At 61.1% G+C, this 24,582-nt stretch carries 24 protein-coding genes; 17 read left to right on the top strand and 7 right to left on the bottom strand.

The genetic code is table 11. The features are described 5' to 3' along the window. Positions 1 to 2 precede the first annotated feature (2 nt). Positions 3 to 1,133 carry an AI-2E family transporter gene (locus PMI03_RS28850; RefSeq protein WP_007702627.1) on the bottom strand — a complete coding sequence of 377 codons (1,131 nt, stop codon included), beginning with the start codon at positions 1,131 to 1,133 and terminating at the stop codon, positions 3 to 5. 223 nt (positions 1,134 to 1,356) lie between these two features. Here PMI03_RS28850 and purM point away from each other — a divergent pair, with 223 nt between their 5' ends. Further along, positions 1,357 to 2,430, top strand: a complete 1,074-nt coding sequence (gene purM / locus PMI03_RS28845; protein ID WP_007702626.1) for a phosphoribosylformylglycinamidine cyclo-ligase — start codon at positions 1,357 to 1,359, stop codon at positions 2,428 to 2,430. Continuing rightward, the gene (purN, locus tag PMI03_RS28840; RefSeq protein ID WP_007702625.1) at positions 2,427 to 3,104 is read left to right on the top strand and encodes a phosphoribosylglycinamide formyltransferase; all 678 of its coding nucleotides are present in this window, start codon (positions 2,427 to 2,429) and stop codon (positions 3,102 to 3,104) included. Before purM ends, purN begins: the two co-directional genes overlap by 4 nt. 12 nt (positions 3,105 to 3,116) lie before the next feature. On the opposite strand, the gene PMI03_RS28835 is transcribed toward purN, so the two are convergent. From PMI03_RS28835 to PMI03_RS28825, 3 genes are all read right to left on the bottom strand, one after another. Next, on the bottom strand, positions 3,117 to 4,286 hold the full coding sequence (locus tag PMI03_RS28835; protein ID WP_007702624.1) for an alpha-D-ribose 1-methylphosphonate 5-triphosphate diphosphatase: 1,170 nt from the start codon (positions 4,284 to 4,286) through the stop codon (positions 3,117 to 3,119). A gap of 150 nt (positions 4,287 to 4,436) precedes the next feature. Then, positions 4,437 to 5,030 carry an NUDIX domain-containing protein gene (locus PMI03_RS28830; RefSeq protein ID WP_007702622.1) on the bottom strand — a complete coding sequence of 198 codons (594 nt, stop codon included), beginning with the start codon at positions 5,028 to 5,030 and terminating at the stop codon, positions 4,437 to 4,439. Continuing rightward, a complete protein-coding gene (locus PMI03_RS28825; protein ID WP_012651200.1) occupies positions 5,027 to 7,150 on the bottom strand; it encodes a molybdopterin-dependent oxidoreductase in 2,124 nt (707 codons plus the stop codon). Before PMI03_RS28825 ends, PMI03_RS28830 begins: the two co-directional genes overlap by 4 nt. Positions 7,151 to 7,231: 81 nt before the next feature. Between PMI03_RS28825 and PMI03_RS28820 the strand changes: the two genes are divergently transcribed. Further along, positions 7,232 to 8,083, top strand: coding sequence for a 23S rRNA (adenine(2030)-N(6))-methyltransferase RlmJ (locus PMI03_RS28820; RefSeq protein WP_007702617.1), 852 nt, complete (start codon positions 7,232 to 7,234; stop codon positions 8,081 to 8,083). Between the two features lie 30 nt (positions 8,084 to 8,113). Further along, on the top strand, positions 8,114 to 8,710 hold the full coding sequence (locus PMI03_RS28815) for a glutathione S-transferase (protein ID WP_007702615.1): 597 nt from the start codon (positions 8,114 to 8,116) through the stop codon (positions 8,708 to 8,710). Between the two features lie 109 nt (positions 8,711 to 8,819). Here PMI03_RS28815 and PMI03_RS28810 read toward each other — a convergent pair whose 3' ends face one another. Continuing rightward, positions 8,820 to 9,452: an outer membrane protein gene (locus PMI03_RS28810; protein ID WP_007702612.1), complete on the bottom strand. Its 633-nt coding sequence runs from the start codon at positions 9,450 to 9,452 to the stop codon at positions 8,820 to 8,822. 364 nt (positions 9,453 to 9,816) lie between these two features. Here PMI03_RS28810 and PMI03_RS28805 point away from each other — a divergent pair, with 364 nt between their 5' ends. From PMI03_RS28805 to PMI03_RS28785, 5 genes are all read left to right on the top strand, one after another. Continuing rightward, a complete protein-coding gene (locus tag PMI03_RS28805; RefSeq protein WP_012651199.1) occupies positions 9,817 to 10,584 on the top strand; it encodes an SDR family oxidoreductase in 768 nt (255 codons plus the stop codon). Further along, positions 10,581 to 12,623, top strand: a complete 2,043-nt coding sequence (gene uvrC / locus PMI03_RS28800; RefSeq protein ID WP_007702602.1) for an excinuclease ABC subunit UvrC — start codon at positions 10,581 to 10,583, stop codon at positions 12,621 to 12,623. Before PMI03_RS28805 ends, uvrC begins: the two co-directional genes overlap by 4 nt. A gap of 213 nt (positions 12,624 to 12,836) precedes the next feature. Further along, entirely contained in the window at positions 12,837 to 13,424 is a 588-nt protein-coding gene (gene pgsA, locus PMI03_RS28795; protein ID WP_007702600.1) for a CDP-diacylglycerol--glycerol-3-phosphate 3-phosphatidyltransferase, read from the top strand. Next, on the top strand, positions 13,424 to 13,678 hold the full coding sequence (gene moaD, locus PMI03_RS28790) for a molybdopterin converting factor subunit 1 (RefSeq protein WP_007702597.1): 255 nt from the start codon (positions 13,424 to 13,426) through the stop codon (positions 13,676 to 13,678). Before pgsA ends, moaD begins: the two co-directional genes overlap by 1 nt. Before the next feature lie 124 nt (positions 13,679 to 13,802). Further along, entirely contained in the window at positions 13,803 to 14,270 is a 468-nt protein-coding gene (locus PMI03_RS28785) for a molybdenum cofactor biosynthesis protein MoaE (RefSeq protein ID WP_007702590.1), read from the top strand. 4 nt (positions 14,271 to 14,274) lie between these two features. Here the strand turns inward: PMI03_RS28785 and PMI03_RS28780 are convergent, their stop codons facing one another. Continuing rightward, on the bottom strand, positions 14,275 to 15,171 hold the full coding sequence (locus PMI03_RS28780; RefSeq protein WP_007702588.1) for a branched-chain amino acid ABC transporter permease: 897 nt from the start codon (positions 15,169 to 15,171) through the stop codon (positions 14,275 to 14,277). Positions 15,172 to 15,235: 64 nt separating this feature from the next. Between PMI03_RS28780 and PMI03_RS28775 the strand changes: the two genes are divergently transcribed. Both PMI03_RS28775 and PMI03_RS28770 read left to right on the top strand, forming a co-directional pair. After that, positions 15,236 to 15,787 carry a CGNR zinc finger domain-containing protein gene (locus PMI03_RS28775; RefSeq protein WP_007702585.1) on the top strand — a complete coding sequence of 184 codons (552 nt, stop codon included), beginning with the start codon at positions 15,236 to 15,238 and terminating at the stop codon, positions 15,785 to 15,787. Next, positions 15,784 to 16,293, top strand: a complete 510-nt coding sequence (locus PMI03_RS28770) for a hypothetical protein (protein WP_007702583.1) — start codon at positions 15,784 to 15,786, stop codon at positions 16,291 to 16,293. Before PMI03_RS28775 ends, PMI03_RS28770 begins: the two co-directional genes overlap by 4 nt. 74 nt (positions 16,294 to 16,367) lie before the next feature. On the opposite strand, the gene ndk is transcribed toward PMI03_RS28770, so the two are convergent. After that, complete coding sequence (gene ndk / locus PMI03_RS28765; RefSeq protein WP_007702574.1) at positions 16,368 to 16,790, bottom strand: nucleoside-diphosphate kinase; 423 nt, start codon at positions 16,788 to 16,790, stop codon at positions 16,368 to 16,370. A 228-nt stretch (positions 16,791 to 17,018) separates the two neighbouring features. Between ndk and PMI03_RS28760 the strand changes: the two genes are divergently transcribed. The 6 genes from PMI03_RS28760 (at position 17,019) to PMI03_RS28735 (ending at position 24,564) form a co-directional block, all read left to right on the top strand. Further along, the gene (locus PMI03_RS28760) at positions 17,019 to 17,528 is read left to right on the top strand and encodes a DinB family protein (RefSeq protein WP_007702571.1); all 510 of its coding nucleotides are present in this window, start codon (positions 17,019 to 17,021) and stop codon (positions 17,526 to 17,528) included. A gap of 163 nt (positions 17,529 to 17,691) precedes the next feature. Continuing rightward, positions 17,692 to 18,198 (top strand): hypothetical protein, encoded by a 507-nt coding sequence (locus tag PMI03_RS28755; protein WP_007702568.1) that lies wholly within the window; start codon positions 17,692 to 17,694, stop codon positions 18,196 to 18,198. 49 nt (positions 18,199 to 18,247) lie between these two features. Continuing rightward, entirely contained in the window at positions 18,248 to 20,137 is a 1,890-nt protein-coding gene (locus PMI03_RS28750; RefSeq protein WP_007702566.1) for an ABC-F family ATP-binding cassette domain-containing protein, read from the top strand. A 103-nt stretch (positions 20,138 to 20,240) separates the two neighbouring features. Further along, the gene (locus PMI03_RS28745) at positions 20,241 to 21,131 is read left to right on the top strand and encodes a polysaccharide deacetylase family protein (protein WP_007702563.1); all 891 of its coding nucleotides are present in this window, start codon (positions 20,241 to 20,243) and stop codon (positions 21,129 to 21,131) included. 121 nt (positions 21,132 to 21,252) lie between these two features. Then, the gene (locus PMI03_RS28740) at positions 21,253 to 23,313 is read left to right on the top strand and encodes a prolyl oligopeptidase family serine peptidase (protein ID WP_007702554.1); all 2,061 of its coding nucleotides are present in this window, start codon (positions 21,253 to 21,255) and stop codon (positions 23,311 to 23,313) included. Positions 23,314 to 23,457: 144 nt separating this feature from the next. Then, complete coding sequence (locus tag PMI03_RS28735; protein ID WP_007702551.1) at positions 23,458 to 24,564, top strand: TRAP transporter substrate-binding protein; 1,107 nt, start codon at positions 23,458 to 23,460, stop codon at positions 24,562 to 24,564. Positions 24,565 to 24,582: the final 18 nt, after the last annotated feature.

The raw sequence follows: 24,582 nt of genomic DNA, 5'->3' as shown, positions 1-24,582 counted from the left end.
GTCTAGTTTTTCTCAGGATTGCCGGCCTTGGCTCTGCGCGCCTTGTCGGCTTCCGAGTGTCCATAATAAAGGTCGCTCTGAAGGTACCGCGAAAGGGCGAAGCGAACAAGCACACCACAGGCGGCCGCGGCCGGAACGGCGACCAGCAGGCCGACGAAACCGAAGAGCGCGCCGAAGGCGAAAAGCGCGAACATCAGCCAGACCGGATGCAGGCCGACGCTTTCGCCGACCAGCTTCGGCTGAAGCACATTGCCTTCCAGGAACTGGCCGGTGAAGAAGACGGCGAGCGTGAGGCCGACCCAGATATAATCCGGCCAGAACTGCACCAGCGCGACACTGACCGCGATGAACAGGCCAACCAGTGAGCCGACATAGGGGATGAAGCTGATCATGCCGGCGAAGAACCCGATCAACAGACCGAAATTCAGGCCGACCAGCGACAGGCCGACGCCATAATAGACGCCGAGGATGATGCAGAGCGAGCCTTGGCCACGGATGAAGCCGGCGATCGACTGATCGATCTCGGTGGCAATCTGGCGGACGGTGGCGACCTGGTCGCGCGGCACCCAGGCATCGACCTTGGCAATCATGCGATCCCAGTCGAGCAGCATATAGAAAGCGACCACGGGAGTGACGACCATCAGCGAGATGATGTTGACCAGCGCCTTGCCGGAACTCCAGATCTGCGCGAACAAACCGCCGACGAAGCTCAGCCCTTCCGACATGATATTGGAGAAATTGTCCTTGATGACGCCGAGCTGGTTGCGGACCCAGTCCGGCAGCACCATCGTCTGCGTCTTGGCGATGAGCTGCTGCAGCTGCTGCACATAGCCCGGTATGTGCTGGACGAAATCATTGAACTGATTGATGATGATCGGAATGACGATCGTCAGCGCCAGCGCGAAGAACAGCACGAAGGCAACGAGGATCACCACCGTCGCCATCAGCCGACTGAGGCCGATCCTTTCCAGCCGGTCGGCAACCGGATCGAGGAAATAAGCAACTGCCATGCCGGCGATGAAGGGCAAGAGGATCGAGCTGAAGAGGTAGAGAAAGACGATAAAGATGGCGAGCACGACCACCCAGAAGGTGACCTGACGCTTGAGGCTCGTCCCGCTGACTTGTTGCTTCATCGTCGTCCCCACTGCTCGCCGCCCTGCTGTCGCTCGCTTAGGACATAGGATGACGCCGCAATTATGGTCAAGCCTGCGGCCGGAAATCGGCCTTCAGGCACTGTGAAGCGGGGAAAATCGAGGGTTTACCTATGTTAGCGCCTTGCATAAAGGCCCACGTCATGCAATGGCGACCCGATCAAGGCCCTGTCGCGATTGAAGGGCGGCCATCGGAGGCGTAAGCATGAGCCAGTCTGGAAAAAACGGTCTGACCTATAGCGACGCGGGCGTCGATATCGATGCCGGCAACCTGCTGGTCGAAAAGATCAAACCCGCCGTGCGTTCGACGCGCCGTCCTGGCGCCGATGGCGAAATCGGCGGCTTCGGCGGCCTCTTCGACCTGAAGGCCGCAGGCTTCACCGATCCGGTGCTGGTTGCCGCCAATGACGGCGTCGGCACCAAGCTGAAGATCGCCATCGACGCCGACTATCACGACACCGTCGGCATCGACCTCGTCGCCATGTGCGTCAACGACCTCGTCGTCCAGGGCGCAGAGCCACTGTTCTTCCTCGATTATTTCGCCACCGGCAAGCTCGACCCCGATCAGGGTGCGGCGATCGTCGGCGGCATTGCTGCCGGCTGCCGCGAGGCGGGCTGCGCATTGATCGGCGGCGAGACGGCGGAAATGCCGGGCATGTATTCCGACGGCGACTATGACCTTGCCGGTTTTGCCGTGGGTGCGGCCGAACGCGGCCAGCTTCTTCCCTCCGGCGATATCGCAGAGGGTGACGTCATTCTCGGCCTCGCCTCCTCCGGCGTTCATTCCAACGGCTTCTCGCTGGTGCGCAAGATCGTCGATCTCTCCGGCCTCGCCTGGGATGCGCCTGCTCCCTTCGCAGAAGGCAAGGCGCTCGGTGAAGCCCTGCTGACGCCGACGCGCATCTATGTGAAGCCGCTTCTGAAGGCGATCCGTGAGACCCATGCCATCAAGGCGCTCGCCCACATCACCGGCGGCGGCTTTCCGGAAAACATTCCGCGCGTATTGCCGAAGCACCTCGCCGCGGAGATTGATCTCACCGCCGTCAAGGTGCCGCCGGTATTCTCGTGGCTCGCCAAGACCGGCGGTGTCGAGGCCAAGGAAATGCTGCGCACCTTCAATTGCGGCATCGGCATGATCGCCGTCGTCGCCGCCGAGAATGTCGATACCGTCAAGGCGGCGCTCGAGGCCGAAGGCGAATCCATCGTCACGCTCGGCCGCATGATCGCCCGCGACGAAGGCGCTGCCGGCACCGTCTACAAGGGTACGCTAGATCTATGAGTTCGGCCCGCAAACGCGTCGTCGTCTTCATTTCGGGCAGCGGCTCCAACATGATGGCGCTGGTCAAGGCGGCTGCGGCTTCAGACTATCCGGCCGAAATCGTCGCCGTCATTTCCGACAAGGCGGATGCGGGCGGGCTGGCGAAGGCCGCCGCCGAGGGCATTGCCACCTACGCCTTCGTGCGCAAGGATTTCGCCAGCAAGGACGCGCATGAGGAGGCCATCCTCGCGCAGCTCTCGGCGCTTTCGCCCGACATCATCTGCCTTGCCGGCTATATGCGCCTGCTCACCGGCCGCTTCATCCAGAGCTACGAAGGCCGGATTATCAACATTCATCCGTCGCTGCTGCCGCTTTTCCCTGGCCTGCACACGCATCAGCGTGCCATCGACGCAGGCCAGCGGATCGCCGGCTGCACCGTGCATTTCGTCACCGAAGGCATGGACGAAGGTCCGGTGATCGGCCAAGCGGCCGTGCCGGTGCTGACCGATGATACCGCCGACGCGCTGGCTGCGCGCGTGCTGACGATCGAGCATCAGCTCTATCCTCAGTCGCTGCGGCTGCTGGCGGAAGGCAAGGTCCGGATGGAAAGCGGCAAGGCCGTTACCACGGCAAAGGCACCGGCTGCCGCTGGCCAGCAGATTCTGTCCCTGCTTGGCGACGTCAGCCGGATCTAGTCGAACGTCCCCTCAGGCAGCCATGGCCATCAGCGGATGCAGCGTGCCGTCGCTATAGACGACGCGGCCGTTGCGGAAGGTCGCGCGGATGCGATGAACCGCACCATGCTCGACAGCCACCAGATCGGCTTTCTGGCCGATGGCGATCTCGCCGCGATCCGTCAGGCCGGCAGAGCGCGCGGCATTTGCTGTTGCCATGGCGACCGCCGCTGGCAGGGCGCCGCTGGCAACTTCGGCAATCTTGAAGATCGCCGGCACGAAGGCGGCAGGATGATAATCGGCGGCGATGATGCCAAGCAGGCCCGCTTTCGCTGCATCAAGGGCGCTCAGATTGCCCGACATGGACTGACCGCGCAGCGCATTCGGCGCACCCATCAGCGTCCAGAGGCCACGACGGCGCGCTTCTTCGGCAGCCGGCAGCGTCACAGGGAATTCGCTGATCGTGACGCCGAGATCATGCATCTCGGCCACCTTCTCGGCGCTGTCGTCGTCATGCGATGCGAGCGACAGCTTGTGCTTCAGGGACAGGCGGACAATGTCGCGTAGCTTGCGTTCGATATCCGGATCCTGCCGCATGGCGATGCGGCGAGCGACCACGTCCTCTGCCGCCTCCCGCGACATGGAGCGGCGCTCGGACATGCTGAGGACATAGGCCTCGATATTGTTGTACTGCCCCTGCCCCGGCGTGTGGTCGGTCAGCGACACCATATCGACGACGCCATCCTCCAGCAGCCGCTCCAGCGTCGGCGCGGCGCCGATATTGGTGATCTCGTAGCGGGCGTGGACGCGATGGTCGATGAGCAGGTGGTCACGCAGGCTGCTGATGCCCTTGATAACAGCCGAAGTGGTCTCTAGCGAACGGACGTGGCCGTAGACGCTTTCCGTGGCGAAGGAGACGGCGGCGTAAGCGGTGGTGACGCCGGCAGCAGCAAGCTTCTTGTCAAGTTCGTGGATGCCGAAATCGATCGGCATGGTGGCATTCGGCCGCGGTGCGATCTCGCGCTCGATCATGTCGCCATGCAGATCGACAAAGCCCGGCATCAGCAACCGTCCACCGCCATCGAAGGTCGCATTCGAAACTTGTTCGGTGCGGATCTCGGCAATCACGCCGTCCTCGATGCGAATGGAACCCTGATCGACCACCTCATTGGGAAGAACGAGCTTGAAATTGCTGAGCCACATCGGCTTTCTCCTGGAATAGCGTCAATTGTTTCAAACATATGACAATGGTCCGGACCTATCCGGCGAATGCCTCCCGATAGGCGCGATTCGTGACGCCGTGATGAAGATCGTAGCACTGATTTTGACAGTGCTCGCACGCTTCCAAACGGCCTATCCCAAGCTCGCCTTGTTCAGTGCCGCCCATTGCAGCAACATGACCGTCTTGGCGTCATAGATCTCGCCCGCTTCGATCATCGCCACCGCGTCGGCCAGCCGGACTTCGAGCACCTCGATGTCCTCATGTTCGTCGGCAAGCCCGCCGCCATCAGCGATACGGTCGGTGGTGTCGACGACAGCGGCGAAGAAATGGATGATTTCGGTGACCGCGCCGGGCGAGGTGAATGTCTTGAAAAGAAACCTGATATCGCGGACCCGGAAACCGGTTTCCTCCATCGCCTCGCGGCGGATCGCCTCTTCCGGATGATCGCCATCGAGCAAGCCGGCCGGCACTTCGATCATCCAGGCGGGAAAGCCGGTGAGATAGGCCGGCAGGCGGAACTGCCGCACGAGGATGACCGTCTCGCGCTTGGGATCGTAGAGCAAGATGCAGGCGGCCGGCGTGCGGTGATAGATCTCGCGCTTCAGCCGGTGCGTCTCGCCGCTGGAATCCGTATAGTCGATGTCGTAGTTGCTGAGCCGTGTCCATTGATCCGAGAGCGTCTTCTCGCTGACGATCTCGACCTTGGCCTTTTCAAACTTATTCATTTCGCATCCTTGCGCAGCCAAACCTTGTTGTCGTGGACAGCCGCGCCGCCATAGGGCGCGACGGGATCGGCGCCGGTGAGCACATTGATCCCCTCGCCATCCACATGCGCCTTGTTCGGCCACAGGCCCTCGGCGATCAACACGCCGGGCTTTACCTCCGTCGTGATGCGCGCATGGAGGCGGATGTCGCCCCTGACATTGCCGATCTGGACGAGATCGCCTTCGATGACCTCAAGCGCTGCGGCGTCCGCGGGATTGATCATCACCTCCGGGCGGCCTTCCTTCTGGCGCGAGGTCTTGGTCTCCGCAAAGCTCGAATTCAGGAAATTGCGTGCCGGCGAGGTGGCAAGCCGGAAGGGATGATCCGGATCGGCGACTTCGATGACATCGACCTGATCGGGAAACTCCGGCAGCTCAATGTGCGGGCCGAGCAAGCCAACGGCTTCCGGCGGGCGGTTCGGAGCGGGCTGGTTGACCCAGTCCGGGCGGAAACGGAACCTGCCGTCGGAATGGGCAAAACCGTTGAGGAAATGCGCTTCCTCGAAAGCCGGCTGACGGTCGAACCATTTATGCTCGAGAAAATAATCGTAATCCGGCAGGCCACTATCCGACAGGATACGGTCCACCATTTCGCGTGCGGAAAAACCGAAGCCGGGACGATCGGCGACGCCAAGGCGCTTGGCCAGTTCCTCGATGACGAAGAGATTGCTGCGCACGGTCGAAGGCGGCTCGACCAGCTTGGGGCCGAGCAGAATGTGGTTCTGGCCGCCGGCACGGTAGATATCGTCATGCTCGACGAACATGGTGGCCGGAATGACGATATCGGCCATTTCGGCGGTATCGGTCATGAATTGTTCGTGCACGGCGACGAAGAGGTCGTTGCGGGCAAAGCCGCGCTTTACCAGCCGCTGTTCCGGCGCGATGTTCACCGGATTGGTGTTCTGGATCAGCATGGCCGTCACCGGCCCGCGATGGCGCAGCGCCACGGCATCGCTGGTGAGCGCCCGGCCGATCTGCGACTGGTCGATCATGCGGACATCCTGATCCAGCATCGAACGACCGGTCAGCTCGCTGCCATCGATGCGGAAGATATCGCTGTTGGAATGGAAGGCACCGCCGCCCTCATATTGCCAGGAGCCGAGCACGGTAGCGATCGAAGCCGCCGCATGCATGGCCACGGCACCGTTGCGCTGGCGGGTGAAGCCGTAGCCGAGGCGGAAATAGGATTTCTTCGTGGTGCCAACGAGCCTGGCAAAGGCTTCGATCTCATCGACCGACAGGCCGGTGATAGCCGCCGCCCATTCCGGCGTCTTCGTCTGCAAATGCGCTTCCAGACCGGCAGGATCGTCGGCAAATTTAGCCATATAGGCACGGTCGGCATAGCCATCACGGAAGGCGACGTGCATGACGGCGCAGGCCAGCGCCGCATCCGTGCCCGGCTTGACGATCAGCGCCAGATCGGCCTGCTTCATCGTCGGATTGTCGTAGATATCGATGACGACGATCTTAGCGCCGCGCTCCTTGCGCGACTTCACCGCGTGGGTCATCACATTGACCTGGGTGGCGACGGCATTGGTGCCCCAGATGACGACGCAGTCGGTACGGCCCATTTCATGGGGATCGGGGCCGCGCAGCGTGCCCGTCGCCATGGTGAAGCCGGTCCAGGCGGGATTGGTGCAGATCGAGGAGAAGAAGCCGGAATAGCGCTTGGCATGGCGCAGGCGATTGATGCTGTCGCGCTGCACCAGGCCCATGGTGCCGGCGTAATAATAGGGCCAGACAGCCTCGCTGCCGTCCCGCGCCTCGGCCTTGACGAAGGCATTGGCGATCTCGTCCAGCGCGTCGTCCCAGGAGAGCTCCTGCCAGCGTCCCTCGCCCTTGGCGCCAGCGCGGCGCAACGGCTTCATCAGCCGGTCGGGATGATAAAGCCGCTCGGCATAGCGGGCGACCTTGGCGCAAATGACGCCCGACGTATAGGAATGGTCCCTTGCGCCGCGCACCCGACCGACCTTGCCATCCTCGGTCAGATCGATCTCCAGCGCGCAGGTGGAGGGACAGTCGTGCGGACAGGCCGTGTGGCCTATCTTGGATTTGGTGGGAATGGGGGTCGCAATGTTCATCGTATTTGTATATTTCAAGCCATGTCCGGCCAAAAGGCATAATCTCGCCCATCGCAACAATTCATACGGACTTCACCGAAAATGAACTATCGGCATATCTACCACGCAGGCAATTTCGCCGATGTGCTCAAGCACGCAGTGCTTGCCCGGCTCGTCCGCTACATGCAGAACAAGGACAAGGCGTTCCGCGTTCTGGATACCCATGCCGGCATCGGGCTCTACGACCTCTCTTCGGAGGAGGCGCAGAAGACCGGCGAATGGCAGGATGGTATCGGCCGGCTTCTCGATGCCGAGCTCGTGCCGCAGCTCGCCGAGCTGCTGGAACCCTATCTGACCGCCGTTCGCGAACTCAACCCCGATGGCGGCCTGCAATTCTATCCCGGTTCTCCGAAGCTCGCCCGCATGCTGTTCCGCTCGCAGGACCGGCTATCGGCGATGGAGCTGCACCCCGAGGACTTCCAGCGGCTGCACCGGCTGTTCGAGGGCGACCACCATGCGCGCATCACCGAGCTCGATGGCTGGCTGGCGCTCGGCGCACATCTGCCGCCGAAGGAGAAGCGCGGCATTGTGCTGGTCGACCCGCCCTTCGAGGAAGAGGACGAATATGAGCGGCTGGCGGATGGCCTTGCCAAAGCCTGGCGCCGTTTTCCCGGCGGCACCTATTGCCTCTGGTATCCGATCAAGAAGGATGCGCCGATCAAGGCCTTCCACGAGACGCTGCAGGCATTGGAGATCCCCAAGGTCCTCTGCGCCGAACTGACGGTCAAGAGCGACCGGGGCTTCACCGGGCTGACAGGCTCCGGTCTCATCATCGTCAATCCGCCCTTCACGCTGAAGGACGAGCTGCACGCGCTGCTGCCGGCGCTGAAAGATATGCTGGCGCAGGATCGTTTTGCCTCGCAACGGGCCTTCTGGCTGCGCGGCGAACACTGAATTTCATTCCGCACATGACAAGGTGAATCCATGAGGCTTCTCTGCTCGTCCACCTCTCCTTTTTCCAGCAAGGTGCGGATGGCCGCCCGGCATCTCGGCATCGAGCTCAACGAAATCCGCGTCGATACCAATGCCGGGCCGAACGTGCTGGTCGACAACAATCCGCTCGGCAAGATCCCGACGCTGCTGACGGATGACGGCGAAGCGATCTTCGACAGCCGCTCCATCATGCATTATTTCCACCGGATGAAGGGCAAGACGCTTTATCCCGCCAAGGATGGCAAGCGCACCGAAGTCGAGGTGCTGGAAGCGCTTTGCGACGGTACCGCCGAATGCCTGCTGTCGATCGTTTACGAACGCCGGCTGCGCGATTCGGACAAGCAGCATCAGCCCTGGATCGACCGCCAGTGGACAAAGGTCGGCCGCGCCCTCACCCATCTCAATGCCGAGCCGCCGAAGATCGGCAAGAAGCTGCATGGCGGACACTTTGCCCTGGCCGCCCTGCTCGGCTACCTGCAGCTGCGGTTCGAAGGAGAATGGGAAGCAGATCATGCCGACCTGATCGCCTGGGCGCGCAAGTTCGAAAAGCATTTTCCCGACTATCAGGCGATGAAGCCGCAGGGCTGATTGCCGTCAAGCTCCCCCGTATGACGAATGCGCGGAGCCGCCAGCATGCTGAAACGAAAAAAGCCGGGGCAAAACCCCGGCTTCTTCGTCAGACATTGCTGTCAGATTATTAGAACTTCACGCCGATACCGACCTTAACGCTCTGCTCGTCGTAACCGCGAGAGAAGTTGCCGGAGTCGAGGTCGAAGTTCTTCTTGCCGTAGTCGGTGTAACGGTACTCGAGACGAGCCGTTACGTTGTTGGTGATGAAGGTTTCAGCACCTGCACCAACCGTGTAGCCAACAGCCGTCTTGCTGTCAGACGAGGTATCGTCGGAAAGCTTGTTCTGGCCGATTGCCAGACCGGCCGTGCCGTACAGCATGAACGGGTTGAAGTCGTAACCGAGACGACCGCGAACCGAGCCGTTGACGCCGTTCTTGGCAGTCAGGCCGTTGCGGGTCGAGTCGATGCCAGCGTAACCAAGGTCGGCTTCAACACCGTATACGATCTGGCCCTGCTGCCAGTTGTAGCCGGTGAAGGCCTCGCCGCCGAAGCCGTAGCCGTTACCGTTGCGGCTGAAGTGACCCTTGTTCCAGTCGCCAGCGCCACCGATGTAGAAACCGGACCAGTTGTTGATGGCCGGAGCCGCTTCCTGAGCGACCGGCGGCTGCGGAATCTGCTCTACGGCGTCAGCTGCATAAGCTGCATTGAAGCCGCCAATAGCAAAGGCGGAGACCATGAGGGTCTTGATAAGAGTACGCATACTTTTCTCCTTTCAGGCTCGTGTTCTTCGTCTACTGTTGTCGACTTCGGAGCACCACGAGCAATTACTAAATGTCCCCTCCCGGATCGACACTGAAATTGGAATGCAAATGAGGAAATCGAAGAGCTAAATTATGATATCATTGTGGCACACACGTGGCTGAATTTCGATGTTGCTTCAGCGCAACAGACGAATTGTTAACCATAACGAATGGTTAAAGCGCGTATACTTATTTTACCTCAAATATATCTAAAGCTTTACACTGGTTATCGTTGCCGCTTGTGTTGCATAAGCACCATTTCATATGGTGTATCGACGCCCTATATGAGTTTCTGTTGGGCAACGGCGAGGAAAAGGCAGCATCTTGAGCCAGGAAAAACTACGCACCGCGCTGATAACAGGTGCATCAAAAAGAATAGGCCGAGCAATGGCCGAGGATTTGTCGGCGAACGGCTTTGCGGTGGCGCTACACGCCAACCGATCGTTCGCCGAGGCGGTCGAGATTGCGGCAACATTGCGGCAACAGGGCAAAAAGGCGATTGCGATCAAGGCCGACCTGCAAAATTCGGCGGAGACGTCGACGCTGATCGAAAGGGTCGTTTCGGAGCTCGGACCGCTGGATCTGCTGGTCAACAACGCCTCTGTTTTCCAGGGTGATTCTGCCGACCGATTCGATGCCGAAGCCTTTGACGCGCATTTCGCCGTGCATGTCCGCGCGCCTTCTATCCTCGCAGCCGATTTCGCGCGCCAACTTCCGGAGGGGATTCCAGGGCTGGTCGTCAACATCGTCGACCAGCGCGTCTGGGCGCTCAATCCGCGCTTCTATTCCTATACGCTGTCAAAGGCGGCGCTTTGGACGGCGACCCAGACGATGGCGCAGAGCTTTGCGCCGCGCATCCGTGTCAACGCCATCGGCCCAGGCCCGACGGTGCGCAGCATCCGGCAGACGGAGGAGGATTTCCAGGCGCAGATCGATGGCCTCATTTTGAAGGCCGCGCCCGGGCTTGAGGAATTCGGCCGCACCGTCCGCTTTCTTTTTGACACGCCCTCGATCACGGGCCAAATGATAGCGCTCGATGGCGGCCAGCACCTTGCCTGGGAAACGCCTGATGTGTCGGAGAGCATGGAATGAACGGACGAAAGCTGCCCGACGGCGGCATTCTCTATGACGAATCAGATGATACTGAAGACGACATCGAGGTAGAGAGCGATGCCGGCGCCTCCCCTGTCGCGCCTGTCGACTGGAACGAAGGCGGGAGGAACGAAACCGGCCTGCGCGGCGCCGAGCTGATCGCCGAATTCGTCAAGCGTCTGCCGAACAATCCCGGCGTCTATCGCATGTTCAACGAAGCCGGCGACGTGCTCTATGTCGGCAAGGCGCGCAGCCTGAAGAAGCGTGTCGCCAACTATGCGATGGGCCGGGTGCATTCCAACCGCATCGCCCGCATGGTGCGCGAAACCGCTAACATGGAGTTTGTCACCACCCGCACAGAGACCGAAGCGCTGCTGCTGGAAGCGAATCTGATCAAGCGCTTGCGGCCGCGCTTCAATGTGTTGCTGCGGGACGACAAGTCCTTTCCCTATATTCTCATCACCGGCAATCATCGGGCACCGGCAATCTTCAAGCATCGCGGCGCGCGGGCGCGCAAGGGCGAGTATTTCGGCCCCTTCGCCTCAGCCGGCGCCGTCGGCCGCACCATCAATTCGCTGCAACGCGCCTTCCTGATCCGTACCTGCGCCGACAGCGTCTTCGAAACCCGCACCCGCCCCTGTCTGCTCTACCAGATCAAGCGCTGTTCCGGGCCCTGCACCCACGAGATCAGCGACGAGGGCTATGCCGAGCTGGTGCAGGAGGCAAAGGATTTCCTGTCCGGCAAGAGCCAGAACGTCAAGGCGCATATGGCCGAGGCGATGAATGCCGCCGCCGAAGACCTCGATTTCGAGCGCGCCGCCGTCTTTCGCGACCGGCTGGCGGCGCTGTCGCATGTGCAGAGCCATCAGGGCATCAACCCCGCTGGCGTCGAAGAGGCCGATGTCTTTGCCATCCATCACGAGGGCGGCATCTCCTGCATTCAGGTGTTTTTCTTCCGCACCGGCCAGAACTGGGGCAACCGCGCCTATTTCCCGAAGGCCGACCCATCGCTTTCCAGCGCCGAGGTGCTGAACTCCTTCCTGGCGCAGTTCTACGACGACAAGCCGGTGCCGAAGCAGATCCTATTGTCGGAAACGGTCGAGGAAATCGAGCTGCTGGCCGCCGCACTCGGCGAAAAGGCTGGCCACAAGGTCTCGATCCTGGTGCCGCAACGCGGCGAGAAGCGCGATCTGGTCGATCACGTCGTTGCTAATGCCCGCGAGGCGCATGGCCGCAAGCTGGCCGAAACGGCCTCGCAATCTCGGCTGCTCGAGGGCTTCAAGGAGACGTTTCAGCTTCCCTATGTGCCGCAGCGCATCGAGATCTACGACAACTCGCACATCATGGGCACGAATGCGGTCGGCGGCATGGTGGTGGCCGGGCCGGAAGGTTTCGTCAAAGGCCAGTACCGCAAGTTCAACATCAAATCGACCGACATCACGCCCGGCGACGACTTCGGCATGATGCGCGAAGTCATGACAAGGCGCTTCTCCCGTCTGTTGAAGGAAGAAGGCATACCGGATCGCAGCGGCGCGGCGGAGGCTGCCGCCGTGGATGCAGCCGATCAATCCTTCCCCGCCTGGCCGGATGTCATCCTCATCGATGGTGGTCAGGGGCAGATGACGGCGGTGCGCGCCATTCTCGAAGAGCTGGGAATCACCGACAGCGTCATCGCCATCGGCGTTGCCAAGGGCGTCGACCGCGATGCCGGCCGCGAACGCTTCTTCGCCCTTTCCCGCGAGAGCTTCACCCTGCCGCCGCGCGATCCCGTGCTCTACTTCATCCAGCGCATGCGCGACGAGGCACACCGTTTCGCCATCGGCTCGCACCGGGCGCGGCGCAAGAAGGAGCTGGTCAAGAACCCGCTGGACGAAATCGGCGGCATCGGCCCCTCGCGCAAGCGGGCGCTGCTGCAACACTTCGGCACCGCCAAGGCCGTGTCACGCGCGGCACTGTCCGATCTGATGGCGGTCGAAGGCATATCGGAAGCCGTGGCGACGCAGGTTTACAACCACTTTCACGAAGACGCCGCGAAATAAGAACAACCCGTCGCAAATTCCACGGAATAACGACGAAAAAACAGAAACAATGTTGACGGTAAGGTTCTCAAACCATCATCTAGGACATGGTCTCAAAAAGTGCTGAGCGGTTTTTGGACAAGATCATGCTAAATCAAATGACTGGAACGAGATGGCGTCCTTAAGGACAAGTCCATTTCGGTCCAGTGAAACAACCGAAACGAAACGAATCCCATGGCTTCGCGCGCATACAGCATTCCCAATCTGCTTACCTATGGCCGCATCCTTTGCGTACCGCTGATCGTCCTATGCTTCTTCGTCGAAGGCAGGTTGGAGGGATCCGATTTTGCGCGATGGGTAGCGCTCTGGATCTTCATCATCGCCTCGCTCACCGATTTCCTCGACGGCTATCTGGCCCGCATCTGGAATCAGACCTCGAATATCGGCCGCATGCTCGACCCGATCGCCGACAAGCTGCTGGTCGCCTCGATCCTGCTGCTGGTGGCTGCCGACGGCACCATCGCCGGCTGGTCGCTCTGGGCGGCAATCATCATTCTGTGCCGTGAGATACTCGTCTCCGGCCTGCGCGAATATCTGGCGGCGCTGAAGGTCAGCGTGCCGGTGACGCGCATCGCCAAATGGAAGACCACCGCGCAGCTCGTCGCCATCGCCTTCCTGCTGGCTGGGCCGGCGGGCGACAAGGTGCTACCCTATACGACGGAACTCGGCATCGTCCTGCTCTGGATCGCGGCGCTGCTGACGATCTATACCGGCTACGACTATTTCCGCGCAGGATTGAAGCATATCGTGGACGAAGAATGATGACGAAGCTCGTTTATTTCGCCTGGGTGCGGGAGCGGATCGGCAAGGGAGAGGAAGAGATTTCGCTTCCCGTCGATGTGATCACCGTTGGCGATCTCCTGAGTCATTTGAAGACCTTGGGCGAGGAATACGAGACGGCGCTTCAATTTCCCGACGCGATCCGCGTCGCCATCAATATGGAGCATGCCGATCACGACGAGCCGATCGCCGGCGCCCGCGAAATCGGCATATTCCCACCGATGACGGGTGGGTGAGGAGCGGTCGGGCAAAGCCCGGGCAATCGATCCAGTGAATCGATTGCAGCGACGAACGCCCTGAGCCAAAGCGAAGGGCCGGGAGTCTCCGTAAACTCTTTGAGAGTGCGACAAGGAAATTGCGATGACTTCACCACTCGTCAAAGTCCAGCGTGAGGACTTCGATCTCCAAACCGAGATCGATCGCCTGACGAACGGGCGGCATGATATCGGCGCGGTCGTCACCTTTTCCGGCCTCTGCCGCGACGAAGGCGGAATACTGGGCGCGCTGGAGCTTGAACACTATCCCGGCATGGCGGAAGCGGAGATCGCCCGCATCGCGACGCTCGCCATCGAGCGATTTAACCTGCGCGGTCTGACAGCCATTCACCGTTACGGCAAGATTTCACCCGGTGAAAACATCGTCCTCGTCATTGCCGCCGCCTCGCATCGGCAAGCCGCTTTCGACGGCGCCAATTTCGTCATGGACTTCCTGAAAACCTCTGCCCCCTTCTGGAAGAAGGAACACGCCAAGGACGGCACGGAAGGCGACTGGGTTTCGGCCAAGGATGCCGACGATGCCGCGCGGGAGAAATGGGCCGGCGACAAATAGGCTCTCAGGGAGCCACGCGCTCGCGCCGGCTCAGCACCAGCAGCAGGACCAGCAGCGAGAAGATCACGAAATCACGCCACAGGAACGGGCCATAGGCGCCCCACAAGGTCTCGAACAGGCCAAGCAGTGCCGCCCCACCCGCCGATTTCAGCGGATCGGAATAGCCGCCGACAGCGGCGATCAGCAGCACCTTCAGCCCGAACATCAGCCCAGCGCCGAAATCCATCGTGCCGTAATAGGACGTCGCGAGCAGGCCGCAGACGGTCGCGACCAGGGCGGAGGCGACATAGGCCAGAAGAAAGACGCGATTGGCGCTTGTGCCGCAAAGCTCGGCGGCCAGCGCATCATCCGTCACCGCCCGCCAGATACGGCCCCATCCGGTATATCTAAGCACATAGGCTCCACCGAGGATCATCAGGACCATCAGCGCCGTGTTGATGAGCTGGATCTTGGTGAGCGTGACGCGGAAATCGCCGCTGTCCCAGAACACGATCATATCGTTCAGGAAAGGCGGCAGCCAGATGCCGCGCGTATTGGAGGCAAGCCGCGCCGTCTCCATCAGGATGATCATCATGCCGAGAGCCGCAACGATCACCGTGTTCGGCGACTTGCGCGACAGCGGCAGCATGATCGCGCGGCCGACGAGAAGGCTTGTTCCCAAGGTATAGAAAGCCGCGATGGCAGCACCGAAAGCAAGAGCCGCCGGCAGGATCAGGATGAGCCTCGTATAGCCGACGTCAGTGAACAGGACCAGCATCTGGCCGGCAAAGGCAAAGAGCGCCCCATAGGTGATATCGGCCCGCTTCATCACCCCAAAAGCAATGGCATAGCCGAAGGCCAGCGCCGCATAGAGCGCGGCGAGCGGAACGGCATTCGCCAGTTGCTGCAGGAGATAGGCCATTGATCCTCCGACCAGTTGGTAAATAGTAACTGGTAAAACCAATTTTACCAGTTATAATTTCGGCATGAGCTTTTCCTGGACTCCACATCGTTTTTCCGGTGGCGCGCTGGCGCTGGATGTCGCCAACAGCGTCATTCTGCGCCATGACGACGAGCGGCGCACCGACCGCTTCGAGGCGCCGGGGCAGATGGAGAGTTTTCCAAAGGCAGCCGCGAATTTCTGCGCCGAGCGAGCGCTGTTCGATGACATCCTACCGGTACGGCTGGAAAACAGACCTGACTTCATCGCACTCCGCGAAACAATAGACCGCTATTTCCGCGCCCGTGTCCTTGATCGCGGTGCCGATGCGCTACTGGCCGATTTGCTGGAAGCGCTATCGAAAGTGCTGAGGCAAGCTGCCTCTCCCGATGGGCTCGATGCCGCGACGGTCTATTCCACCTTGCGGCTGATCGCGATGCCAGACCCCGAGCGCATGAAGATCTGCCGCAACTGCGGCTGGCTGTTCATCGACCGCAGCAAAAACAAGAGCCGGGCCTGGTGCGACATGGCGGTCTGCGGCAACCGCGCCAAGGCGAGCCGGCATTATCGCCGCAAAAAGGAGGAGAGCACGCCATGAGGACCGGAACGATCGTTTTGATGGCGGCAATCGCCGGGCTCACCATTGCCGGCTGTCAGCGAGAGCCGGAAAGCGGCCCGACCGAACTCAGCGGCCGGCTCTTCGTCTTCAACTATCGCGTCGCGACCGCGAGCTACATGATCACCCTGAAGAAGATCGCGCCGATCCCGGAAGGGACGACGGCGGTTGCGGAATTCGAAAATCCGGCGGGTGGCGATCCCCTGGTGGTGCGGCAGAAGATCTTTGCGTTCTGGGACAAGATCACGCTCGAGAGCCCGGATCTGCGCTGTGTGCGCAAGGATCGCCCCTATTCTGTCTCGATCAGGCTGGTCGATGCCAGCGACAAGACGATCCAGACCATCAAGACCGAGGTGAAATCCGACCTCGACCAGACCGTGCTGCCGACGAAGCCGCTTGTCGTCGGCCCGGTCTACACGGAAAATCCGGATGTCTTCAAAAGCGACGGCAGCGTCGACTATGGGCACGATACCGCCTGCCCGGCATGAAAAAGCCGGAGCGCAAGGCCCCGGCTTTTTCTCAATCAATTCAGTCTCTTCAGCGCGCAGGCTGAGTGACTGATTCAGCCGACGATTTCGGTTTCGGAGAACCAGTAGGCGATTTCGACGGCAGCAGTTTCCGGAGCGTCGGAGCCATGAACGGAATTTTCGCCGATCGACAGGGCGTGGATCTTGCGGATCGTGCCTTCAGCGGCGTTGGCCGGGTTGGTAGCACCCATGATTTCGCGGTTCTTCAGGATGGCGCCTTCGCCTTCCAGGACCTGAACGACGGTCGGGCCGGAGGTCATGCCGTCGACGAGTTCGCCGAAGAAAGGACGTTCCTTGTGAACGGCGTAGAAGCCTTCGGCCTCGCGCTTGCTCATCCAGACGCGCTTGGAAGCGATGACGCGCAGGCCATTGTCTTCAAAAATCTTGGTGATGGCGCCAGTCAGGTTACGCTTGGTTGCGTCCGGCTTGATCATCGAAAAAGTGCGTTCAATCGCCATGGGTCAATTCCTTGTATTCAGAGAAAAGTGGGCGGTCTTTACCCGCCCCACAGCCTGAAAACAAGGGGCATGCGCCAATTTCACGCCGCTGTCACAGTCTGGAGAGGCGATTCGGAGGCAGGTTGGCGGAGGAACGACAATCCCATCAGCAAATTTCGTTGATGCCATCAGTCTCATTTGCTCAATTTTATTCTAGGCTTGCCGCAAAGCTCGCGGAGGAGAACCAATATGCTCAGACACTTCGGAATGTTTGCCCACTACAATCGCTGGGCCAATACCCTGCTATATGATGCGGCTGCTCAGCTCAGCGATGCGGAATTTCACGAAAACCGCGGCGCCTTCTTCGGCTCCTTGCGCAACACGCTCAACCATCTGCTGGTCGCAGACCGCATGTGGATGCACCGTTTCACAGGCACCGGCGAGGCCGCGGCGATACTGAACGCCATTCCGCATGACGCTCTCGCCGATCTCCGTGCCGCGCGCGCGGCCGAGGACCAGCGTATCATCGATTGGGTCGAAACACTCGACGATGCCCGGCTTGCAGCAGACATCACCTATTCACCGGTCACCCGGCCGGGCGCCATTACCCATCCGTTGAGAGCCGCGGTCGCACAGTTCTTCAACCATCAGACCCATCACCGCGGCCAATGTCACATGACGCTGACAGCCTTGGGCAAACCGTCGCTGGAACTCGACCTGATCTACTTCCTGCGCGGAGAAGGAAGACGCTGGATGTAAAGTCACACGCGAGCCATCGGCACCCGATTGCAGCCGCGCATTGTCATGCCGTCTAATTTTGATGCAAGATCACGCCGATAAGACGTTTCGTTCATGTTGCCTTAACCTGCGAGCCTGCAAATTGGAGAGATATATCAGCCGGGTGGCAAATTAGAGAGCAGGCATGAAGAGTTCGAAGGCAAATGTTTCGGCATATTCCATCGACGATGACAATGGCGAGGCGGAAACCGAGCTTGAGACAATCGGCCGTCATATGGCCAAGCTGAAGGTCAAAAGCCTGCCGCGCAACTACCAGCTCTTCCATGAGGCGCTTTACGGCCATGATCGCGGGATCGCCAGCGAGATCGCGTCCCTCGGCCCTGCCCCGTCGCAAACCAAACTCGACGATATCGGCTTGAAACATCACCTCGTCAGCCATTGCGGCCTGGTCGCCCGGAAATCCGAGAGTGATGCGGCCGAGATGCTGCGCGAAGTGGCCAATCAACTGGCTGAAGGGCTGAGGAAAAAACAGCGTTTCACCCGCGAGATCGACGCGGCGGCGCCGGCCGACGACGCCATGGACTGTCTTAACGCCTCGCTCAGCAATCTGCTGCTTTACGAGACCGAGCTGACCGAGCGGCTGCGAGACTGCGCCAACCTCCCGGTGCAAGTACGCAACACCCTCGCCTAAGGGCTTTCCAGCTCTTGCCTTCAGCGCGGAGTTCCGCCAAAACCGCGCCATGATTTCGATTTCCGACCTTTCCGCCCGCATTGCCGGCCGTCTTCTCATCGACCATGCCAACGTGACGCTTCCGGCGGGCACAAAAGCTGGGCTTGTCGGCAAGAATGGCGCCGGCAAATCGACACTGTTCCGGGTGATCACCGGCGATTTCGCCGCTGAGAGCGGATCGGTCGCGATCCCGCGTAACGCCCGCATCGGCCAGGTGGCACAGGAAGCGCCGGGTACGGAAGAGCCACTGATCGAGATCGTGCTGAAAGCCGACAAGGAGCGCACTGCCCTGCTGGCAGAGGCCGAGACGGCGACCGATCCGCACCGCATCGCTGACATCCAGACCCGGCTTGCCGATATCGGTGCTCATTCGGCCGAAGCGCGCGCCGCCAGCATTCTGGCCGGTCTCGGCTTCGACCATGAGGCGCAGCACCGCCCCGCCTCTTCCTTTTCCGGCGGCTGGCGCATGCGCGTGGCGCTTGCGGCCGTGCTGTTCTCCGAGCCGGATCTGCTGCTGCTCGACGAACCGACCAACTATCTCGATCTTGAAGGCACGCTCTGGCTCGAAGACTATATCCGCCGCTACCCGCACACGGTCATCATCATCTCGCATGACCGCGATCTGCTGAACACGGCCGTCAACGCCATCGTCCATCTCGACCAGAAGAAGCTCACCTTCTATCGCGGCTCCTACGACCAGTTCGAGCGGCAGAAGGCGGAGGCCGACGAGCTGCAGAACAAGGCCAAGGCCAAAAACGATGCGGCGCGCAAGCACCTGCAGAGCTTCATCGACCGCTTCAAGGCCAAGGCAACGAAGGCGCGGCAGGCGCAGTCGCGCGTCAAGGCGCTGGAGCGCATGGGCACGGTCGCCGCCGTCATCGAAGATCATGTGATGGGCTTCAGCTTTCCCGAGCCGGAAAAGCAGGCGGCATCGCCGATCATCGCCGTCACCGGAGGTGCTGTCGGCTACGAGCCCGGCAAGCCGATCCTCAAGCGCCTCAACCTGCGCATCGACGCCGACGATCGCATCGCACTCCTCGGCTCGAACGGCAACGGCAAATCCACCTTCGCCAAATTCGTCTCCGGCCGTCTCGATGCCGATAGCGGCGACGTGAAGCTCGCGCCGAACCTGAAGATCGGCTTCTTCGCGCAGCATCAGCTCGACGACCTCGTGCCGAACCAGACCGCCGTCGAACATGTGCGCCGCCGCATGCCCGACGCGCCGGAACCGAAGGTGCGCGCCCGCGTCGCGCAGATGGGGCTTGCGACCGAGAAGATGGACACGCCGGTGAAGGATCTTTCCGGTGGTGAGAAGGCTCGGCTGCTGATGGGCCTTGCCGCCTTCGACGCGCCGAACCTGCTGATCCTCGACGAACCGACCAACCATCTCGACATCGACAGCCGCAATGCGCTGATCCAGGCGCTGAACGACTATTCCGGCGCCGTCATCCTGATCTCGCACGACCGCCATCTGATCGAGGCGACTGTCGATCAGCTTTGGCTGGTGCGCGACGGCACGGTTTCCACCTTCGACGGCGACCTTGAAGAATACCGCAGCCTCGTGGTCGCCAGCCCCAAGGCCAGGGACGACAAGGCCAAGGCGAATGGCACCGACGATGCCGTCTCGAAGGCGGATCAGCGCAAGCTCAATGCCGACCGCCGTGCTTCGCTCGCGCCGCTCCGGAAAAAGATCAACGAAATCGAATCCTTGACGGCTAAGCTGGAGAAACTGATTCAGGCGCTTGATGTGGAACTTGCGGATCCCGCGCTCTACGAGAAGGCACCCGCAAAGGCTGCCGAGAAGGCCAAGCAGCGCTCCGACGCAGCGGAGAAGCTTGCCGCCGCCGAGGAGCAGTGGCTCGAGCTTTCCTCGGAATATGAAAGCGCGATGGCCGGTTAGAACGGTTGACTCCGGTGGCGGCCGCACACCGATCCTAACCGATCATTAACCATAGTCGGAGAAAATACGCCCAACATTCAATCACATATGTTGAGCGCTTCCGATGACCTACCGTCTCCTATTGGCCGGCCTTGCCGTGTCCCTGTCCCTTGCCGGTTGCGCCACGAAGCCAGGGGGCGAGGCTTCGCTGAAGACGAGCTTTGCCGCCGAAGAACCGCAACGCAAGGCGTTGAAGGCCAACGACCCCATCGACATGGAGCCGTCCAAATGGGCGAGCACCGATGCTGAGACGCGAGAAACAAGCGACGAAGGCCGCTCTCACACGCTCGCCGGGCGCACGCTGGAAGTCTCCTCGCTGCAAGAGCTGAAACTCGCCGACAGGGAAGTCATCCTGAGCTTCGATGACGGCCCCGCCCCCGGCAAGACGGAGCGCATTCTCGCAACCCTCGACAGGTTCGGCGTCAAGGCGACCTTCATGATGGTCGGCGAGATGGCGCAGGCGCATCCGGAGACAGCACTCAAGGTCGTTGCTGCAGGCGAAACCATCGGCAGCCACACCTTCCGTCATGCCGATCTCGACAAGATGAGCTTCGACATGGCGATGGCCGAGATCATGCGCGGCAAAAACGCCGTTGCAAAGGTCGTCGGCACGGATGTCCCCTTCTTCCGCTTCCCTTATCTTGCTGATTCCAGGCGCCTGCGCGCGGCCGTCACCATGCGTGATCTTGTGATCATGGATGTGGATGTCGACAGCAAGGACTATTTCACCCTGTCGCCCGCCGCCGTCGCAGCGCGCACCATGAACGAGCTGCGCAAGCGCGGGCGCGGCATCGTCCTGATGCACGACATCCACCAACGCACCGCCACCATGCTGCCGGCCCTTCTGACACGCATGGAAAAAGAGGGCTACAAGGTCGTGACGCTGAAGTACAAAGCTGCCCCCAAGCCGACTTCGGATCTGGTCGCCCAGGCCGATATCAAGATGGTGCGCTGAGGCGGATAGACAGCAGAAATCTGTATGATGGGATGCGCTTGGAGAAGCACGGTTGCTTCTCCGGATGCATTTTGATTTGTTTATATGCGATTCACATCATCAATAGCGTATCAGGTATCTTATGCATCTCCATCTCGAGCACGACGACGATCCCCTCACCCTGCAATTCGTCGCCGAGAGGAATGCGCAGTCGGAGCGGGCTCTCGTCACGCCCGAATTCGAGGCAGACAGCGCGGCGATCAAGGCGATGATCGAGCGCGAGGACCGGCTGATCCAGCCGGTTCGCCGCGGCAAGTGGCTGTTCGATTTTCACCGCAGCGCGGATCATCCGCTTGGCGTGTGGCGGCGACTTCCGGCCGACCTGGACCCGGTGCCGAGCGCTCCCTGGGAGCCGATCTTCGATCTCGACGCCTTCTGCGGGGCGGAGAACAAACTCTGGATCTGGCGCGGCGCGATCACCTGCCCCTGGGAACAAACGAGGGTGCTGATCTGCCTCTCCGACGGCGGCTCCGATCTCGGGCGGTTGCTGGAGTTCGATTGCGAGGCCAAGAGCATCGTCGAAGGCGGCTTCGATACGCCGCCGGCACGTTGCCATGCAACCTGGCTCAGCCGCGATGAGATCGCCTATTTCGGCTCGATCGACCGTCTCTCCGCGACGCGCTCCGGCTGGCCCCGCGTCGGCCGGCGCTTGAAGCGCGGTCAGGCGCCGGCGAACGCGCCGCTGCTCTACGCCACCGCCGATACGGATGTCTACGGATCCTGCGTGGTCATCGATCCGGTGCTCTCCGGCATCGCGAAGAAGGGGACCGCCAGGCCGATCCGCCTGTTCATCACTGGCCACGAGATCGGCAGTTGCAGCGTCTTCGTCAAGGATCCGGATTTTTCCCTGCGGCGGATCGATCTGCCGAGGGAAATCGACGTCCAGTTCAACTATTCCTATTGCCTCTGGCTCGCCAAGACCGATGAGCGCATCGCCGCCGGCGCTCTGGCGCTGCAGCCCTTGCCGCGCCAGGCTGGCGATATCAGCGCCGAGGCGACGCGCGTGCTGATATCGCCCAGTGAGCGGCAGTCCGTATCGCAATTCCTTCTCATGCGCGAATGGTGCGTCTTCGTCGTCTCCGACAATCTGCAGCCCCGTCTTTTCGTCCTGGATCTGACCAAGCCGGATGCGGAGATCCAGGAGATCCCACTGCCGGCGGATGTCGAGACGATTGCGCTTCAGCCGCTTTATTCCGAACTGCATCTCGGCGACGACACGCTACAGGTCTATGGCGAAGGCTTCCTGCGGCCGCCAACCTGCTATCGTCTGGAACTTTCCAACCGCAAGAAGCCGCTCGAACTCATTCAGGGTGCCAGCTCGCCCGCCTATTTCGACAGCGACGACATGACCTCCGAATTGCTCGAGGCCACATCCGAGGACGGCACGAAGGTGCCGTATCGGCTGGTCTTGCCGAAGACCTGGACAGAAGGCGAACTGCCGGTGCTGCTCTACGGCTATGGCGGCTTCGATGTCTCGCTCAGCCCCAACTATTCCGGCGTCATCGGCCGCTGGCTGGAACAGGGGGGTGCCTATGTGCAGGCCTATATTCGCGGCGGCGGTGAGCTCGGGCCGAACTGGCATCGCTCCGCCAAGGGCCATGGCCGCCATAGGGCATTTGCCGACTTTGCCGCCATCGCCCGCGATCTCGTTGCTCGCGGCTATACCAAGCCGTCGCGCATCGCCGCCAATGGCGGCAGCAATGGCGGGCTTTTGACCGGCGCGATGCTGACCCGCTATCCTAGGGATTTCGGCGCGATCTGGTGCCAGGTACCGGTGCTGGACATGACCCGCTTCCACACCTTCCCCGCAGGCCAGGCCTGGATCGACGAATATGGTAATCCCGACGACCTGGCGGATCGCGACTACCTGCTCTCCTACTCGCCGCTGCACAATCTTAAGCCCGCCTCGGACCTCACCTATCCGCCGATCTATGTCGAAAGCTCCAGCAATGACGACCGGGTTCATCCTTCGCATGCGCGGCGGTTCGCGGCGCGGATGGAAGAGCTCGGCCACCATCCGCTGTTCCACGAATTCGGTTCCGGCGGCCACGGCGGCGATGGCGCGTCGAGCGACCTCGCGGCGCGTATCGCCCTGGGTTACAGCTTCCTCCGGGAGACGATCATGAAGCCGGACGGCGCCTGAATTTGGCCTTCCCGATATCCTTGGAAAATCAGCGGTTGCAGATCGTTCGGTGCGCTTGAAACGCATCGAACGACATGATTAGTTGCAGCGTGATCACGAAGAGCGGGCCAACCCGCCCGCTCGTATCCTGGGGGGAGTACATAGATGGATCGTCGTTCATTTCTGAGGAAAGCCGGCGTTGCCGGTGCGGGCTCGGTTGCCGCCGCGGCCCTTGCGGCTCCGGCCATTGCTCAGAGCAATCCGAAAATCAACTGGCGCCTGGCGTCATCATTCCCGAAGTCGCTCGATACGATCTATGGCGGCGCGGAAGTGCTGTCGAAATATGTGTCGGAAGCGACAGACGGCAATTTCACCATCCAGGTCTTTGCTGCCGGTGAAATCGTGCCCGGCCTACAGGCTGCCGATGCGGCGTCGGCGGCCACGGTCGAAGCCTGCCACACGGTCTCCTATTATTATTGGGGCAAGGATCCGGTCTGGGCACTGGGAGCCGCCGTTCCCTTCGCGCTCAACGCCCGCGGGATGAACGCCTGGCAGTATCACGGCGGCGGCATCGATCTCTTCAACGAATTCCTGGCAACGCAAGGGCTGGTCGGTTTTCCCGGCGGCAATACCGGCGTGCAGATGGGCGGCTGGTTCCGCAAGGAAATCAACACCGTCGCCGATCTCAAGGGCCTGAAGATGCGTATCGGCGGCTTTGCCGGCAAGGTGGTGGAGCGCCTTGGCGTCGTGCCGCAGCAGATCGCCGGCGGCGACATCTATCCGGCCCTGGAAAAGGGCACGATCGATGCGGCTGAATGGGTCGGCCCCTATGACGACGAAAAGCTCGGCTTCTATAAAGTCGCCCCCTATTACTACTATCCCGGCTGGTGGGAAGGCGGCCCGACCGTGCATTTCATGTTCAACAAAGCGGCCTATGAGGGCCTGCCGAAGGCCTATCAGTCGCTGCTGCGCACCGCAGCCCAGGCGACCGACGCCAACATGCTGCAGAAATACGACTACCTGAACCCGGCCGCCATCAAGCGCGTCGTTGCCGAGGGCGCCAAGCTACGTCCGTTCAGCACGGAAATCCTGAACGCCTGCTTCGAAAAGTCGAACGAGGTCTATGCCGAAATGGAAGCCTCGAACCCGACCTTCAAGAAGATCTGGGAATCGATCAAGGCCTTCCGCGGCCAGCATTACCTCTACGCCCAGGTCGCGGAATACAGCTACGACGTCTACATGATGACACAGCAACGCGCGGGAAAGATCTGATCCTCGCACGCTATCAAC

The organism is Rhizobium sp. AP16, from assembly GCF_000281735.1.
Lineage (GTDB): Bacteria > Pseudomonadota > Alphaproteobacteria > Rhizobiales > Rhizobiaceae > Rhizobium > Rhizobium rhizogenes.
The sequence above is the reverse complement of the archived record's forward strand: the minus strand, read 5'-3'. Positions and strand labels throughout refer to the sequence as shown.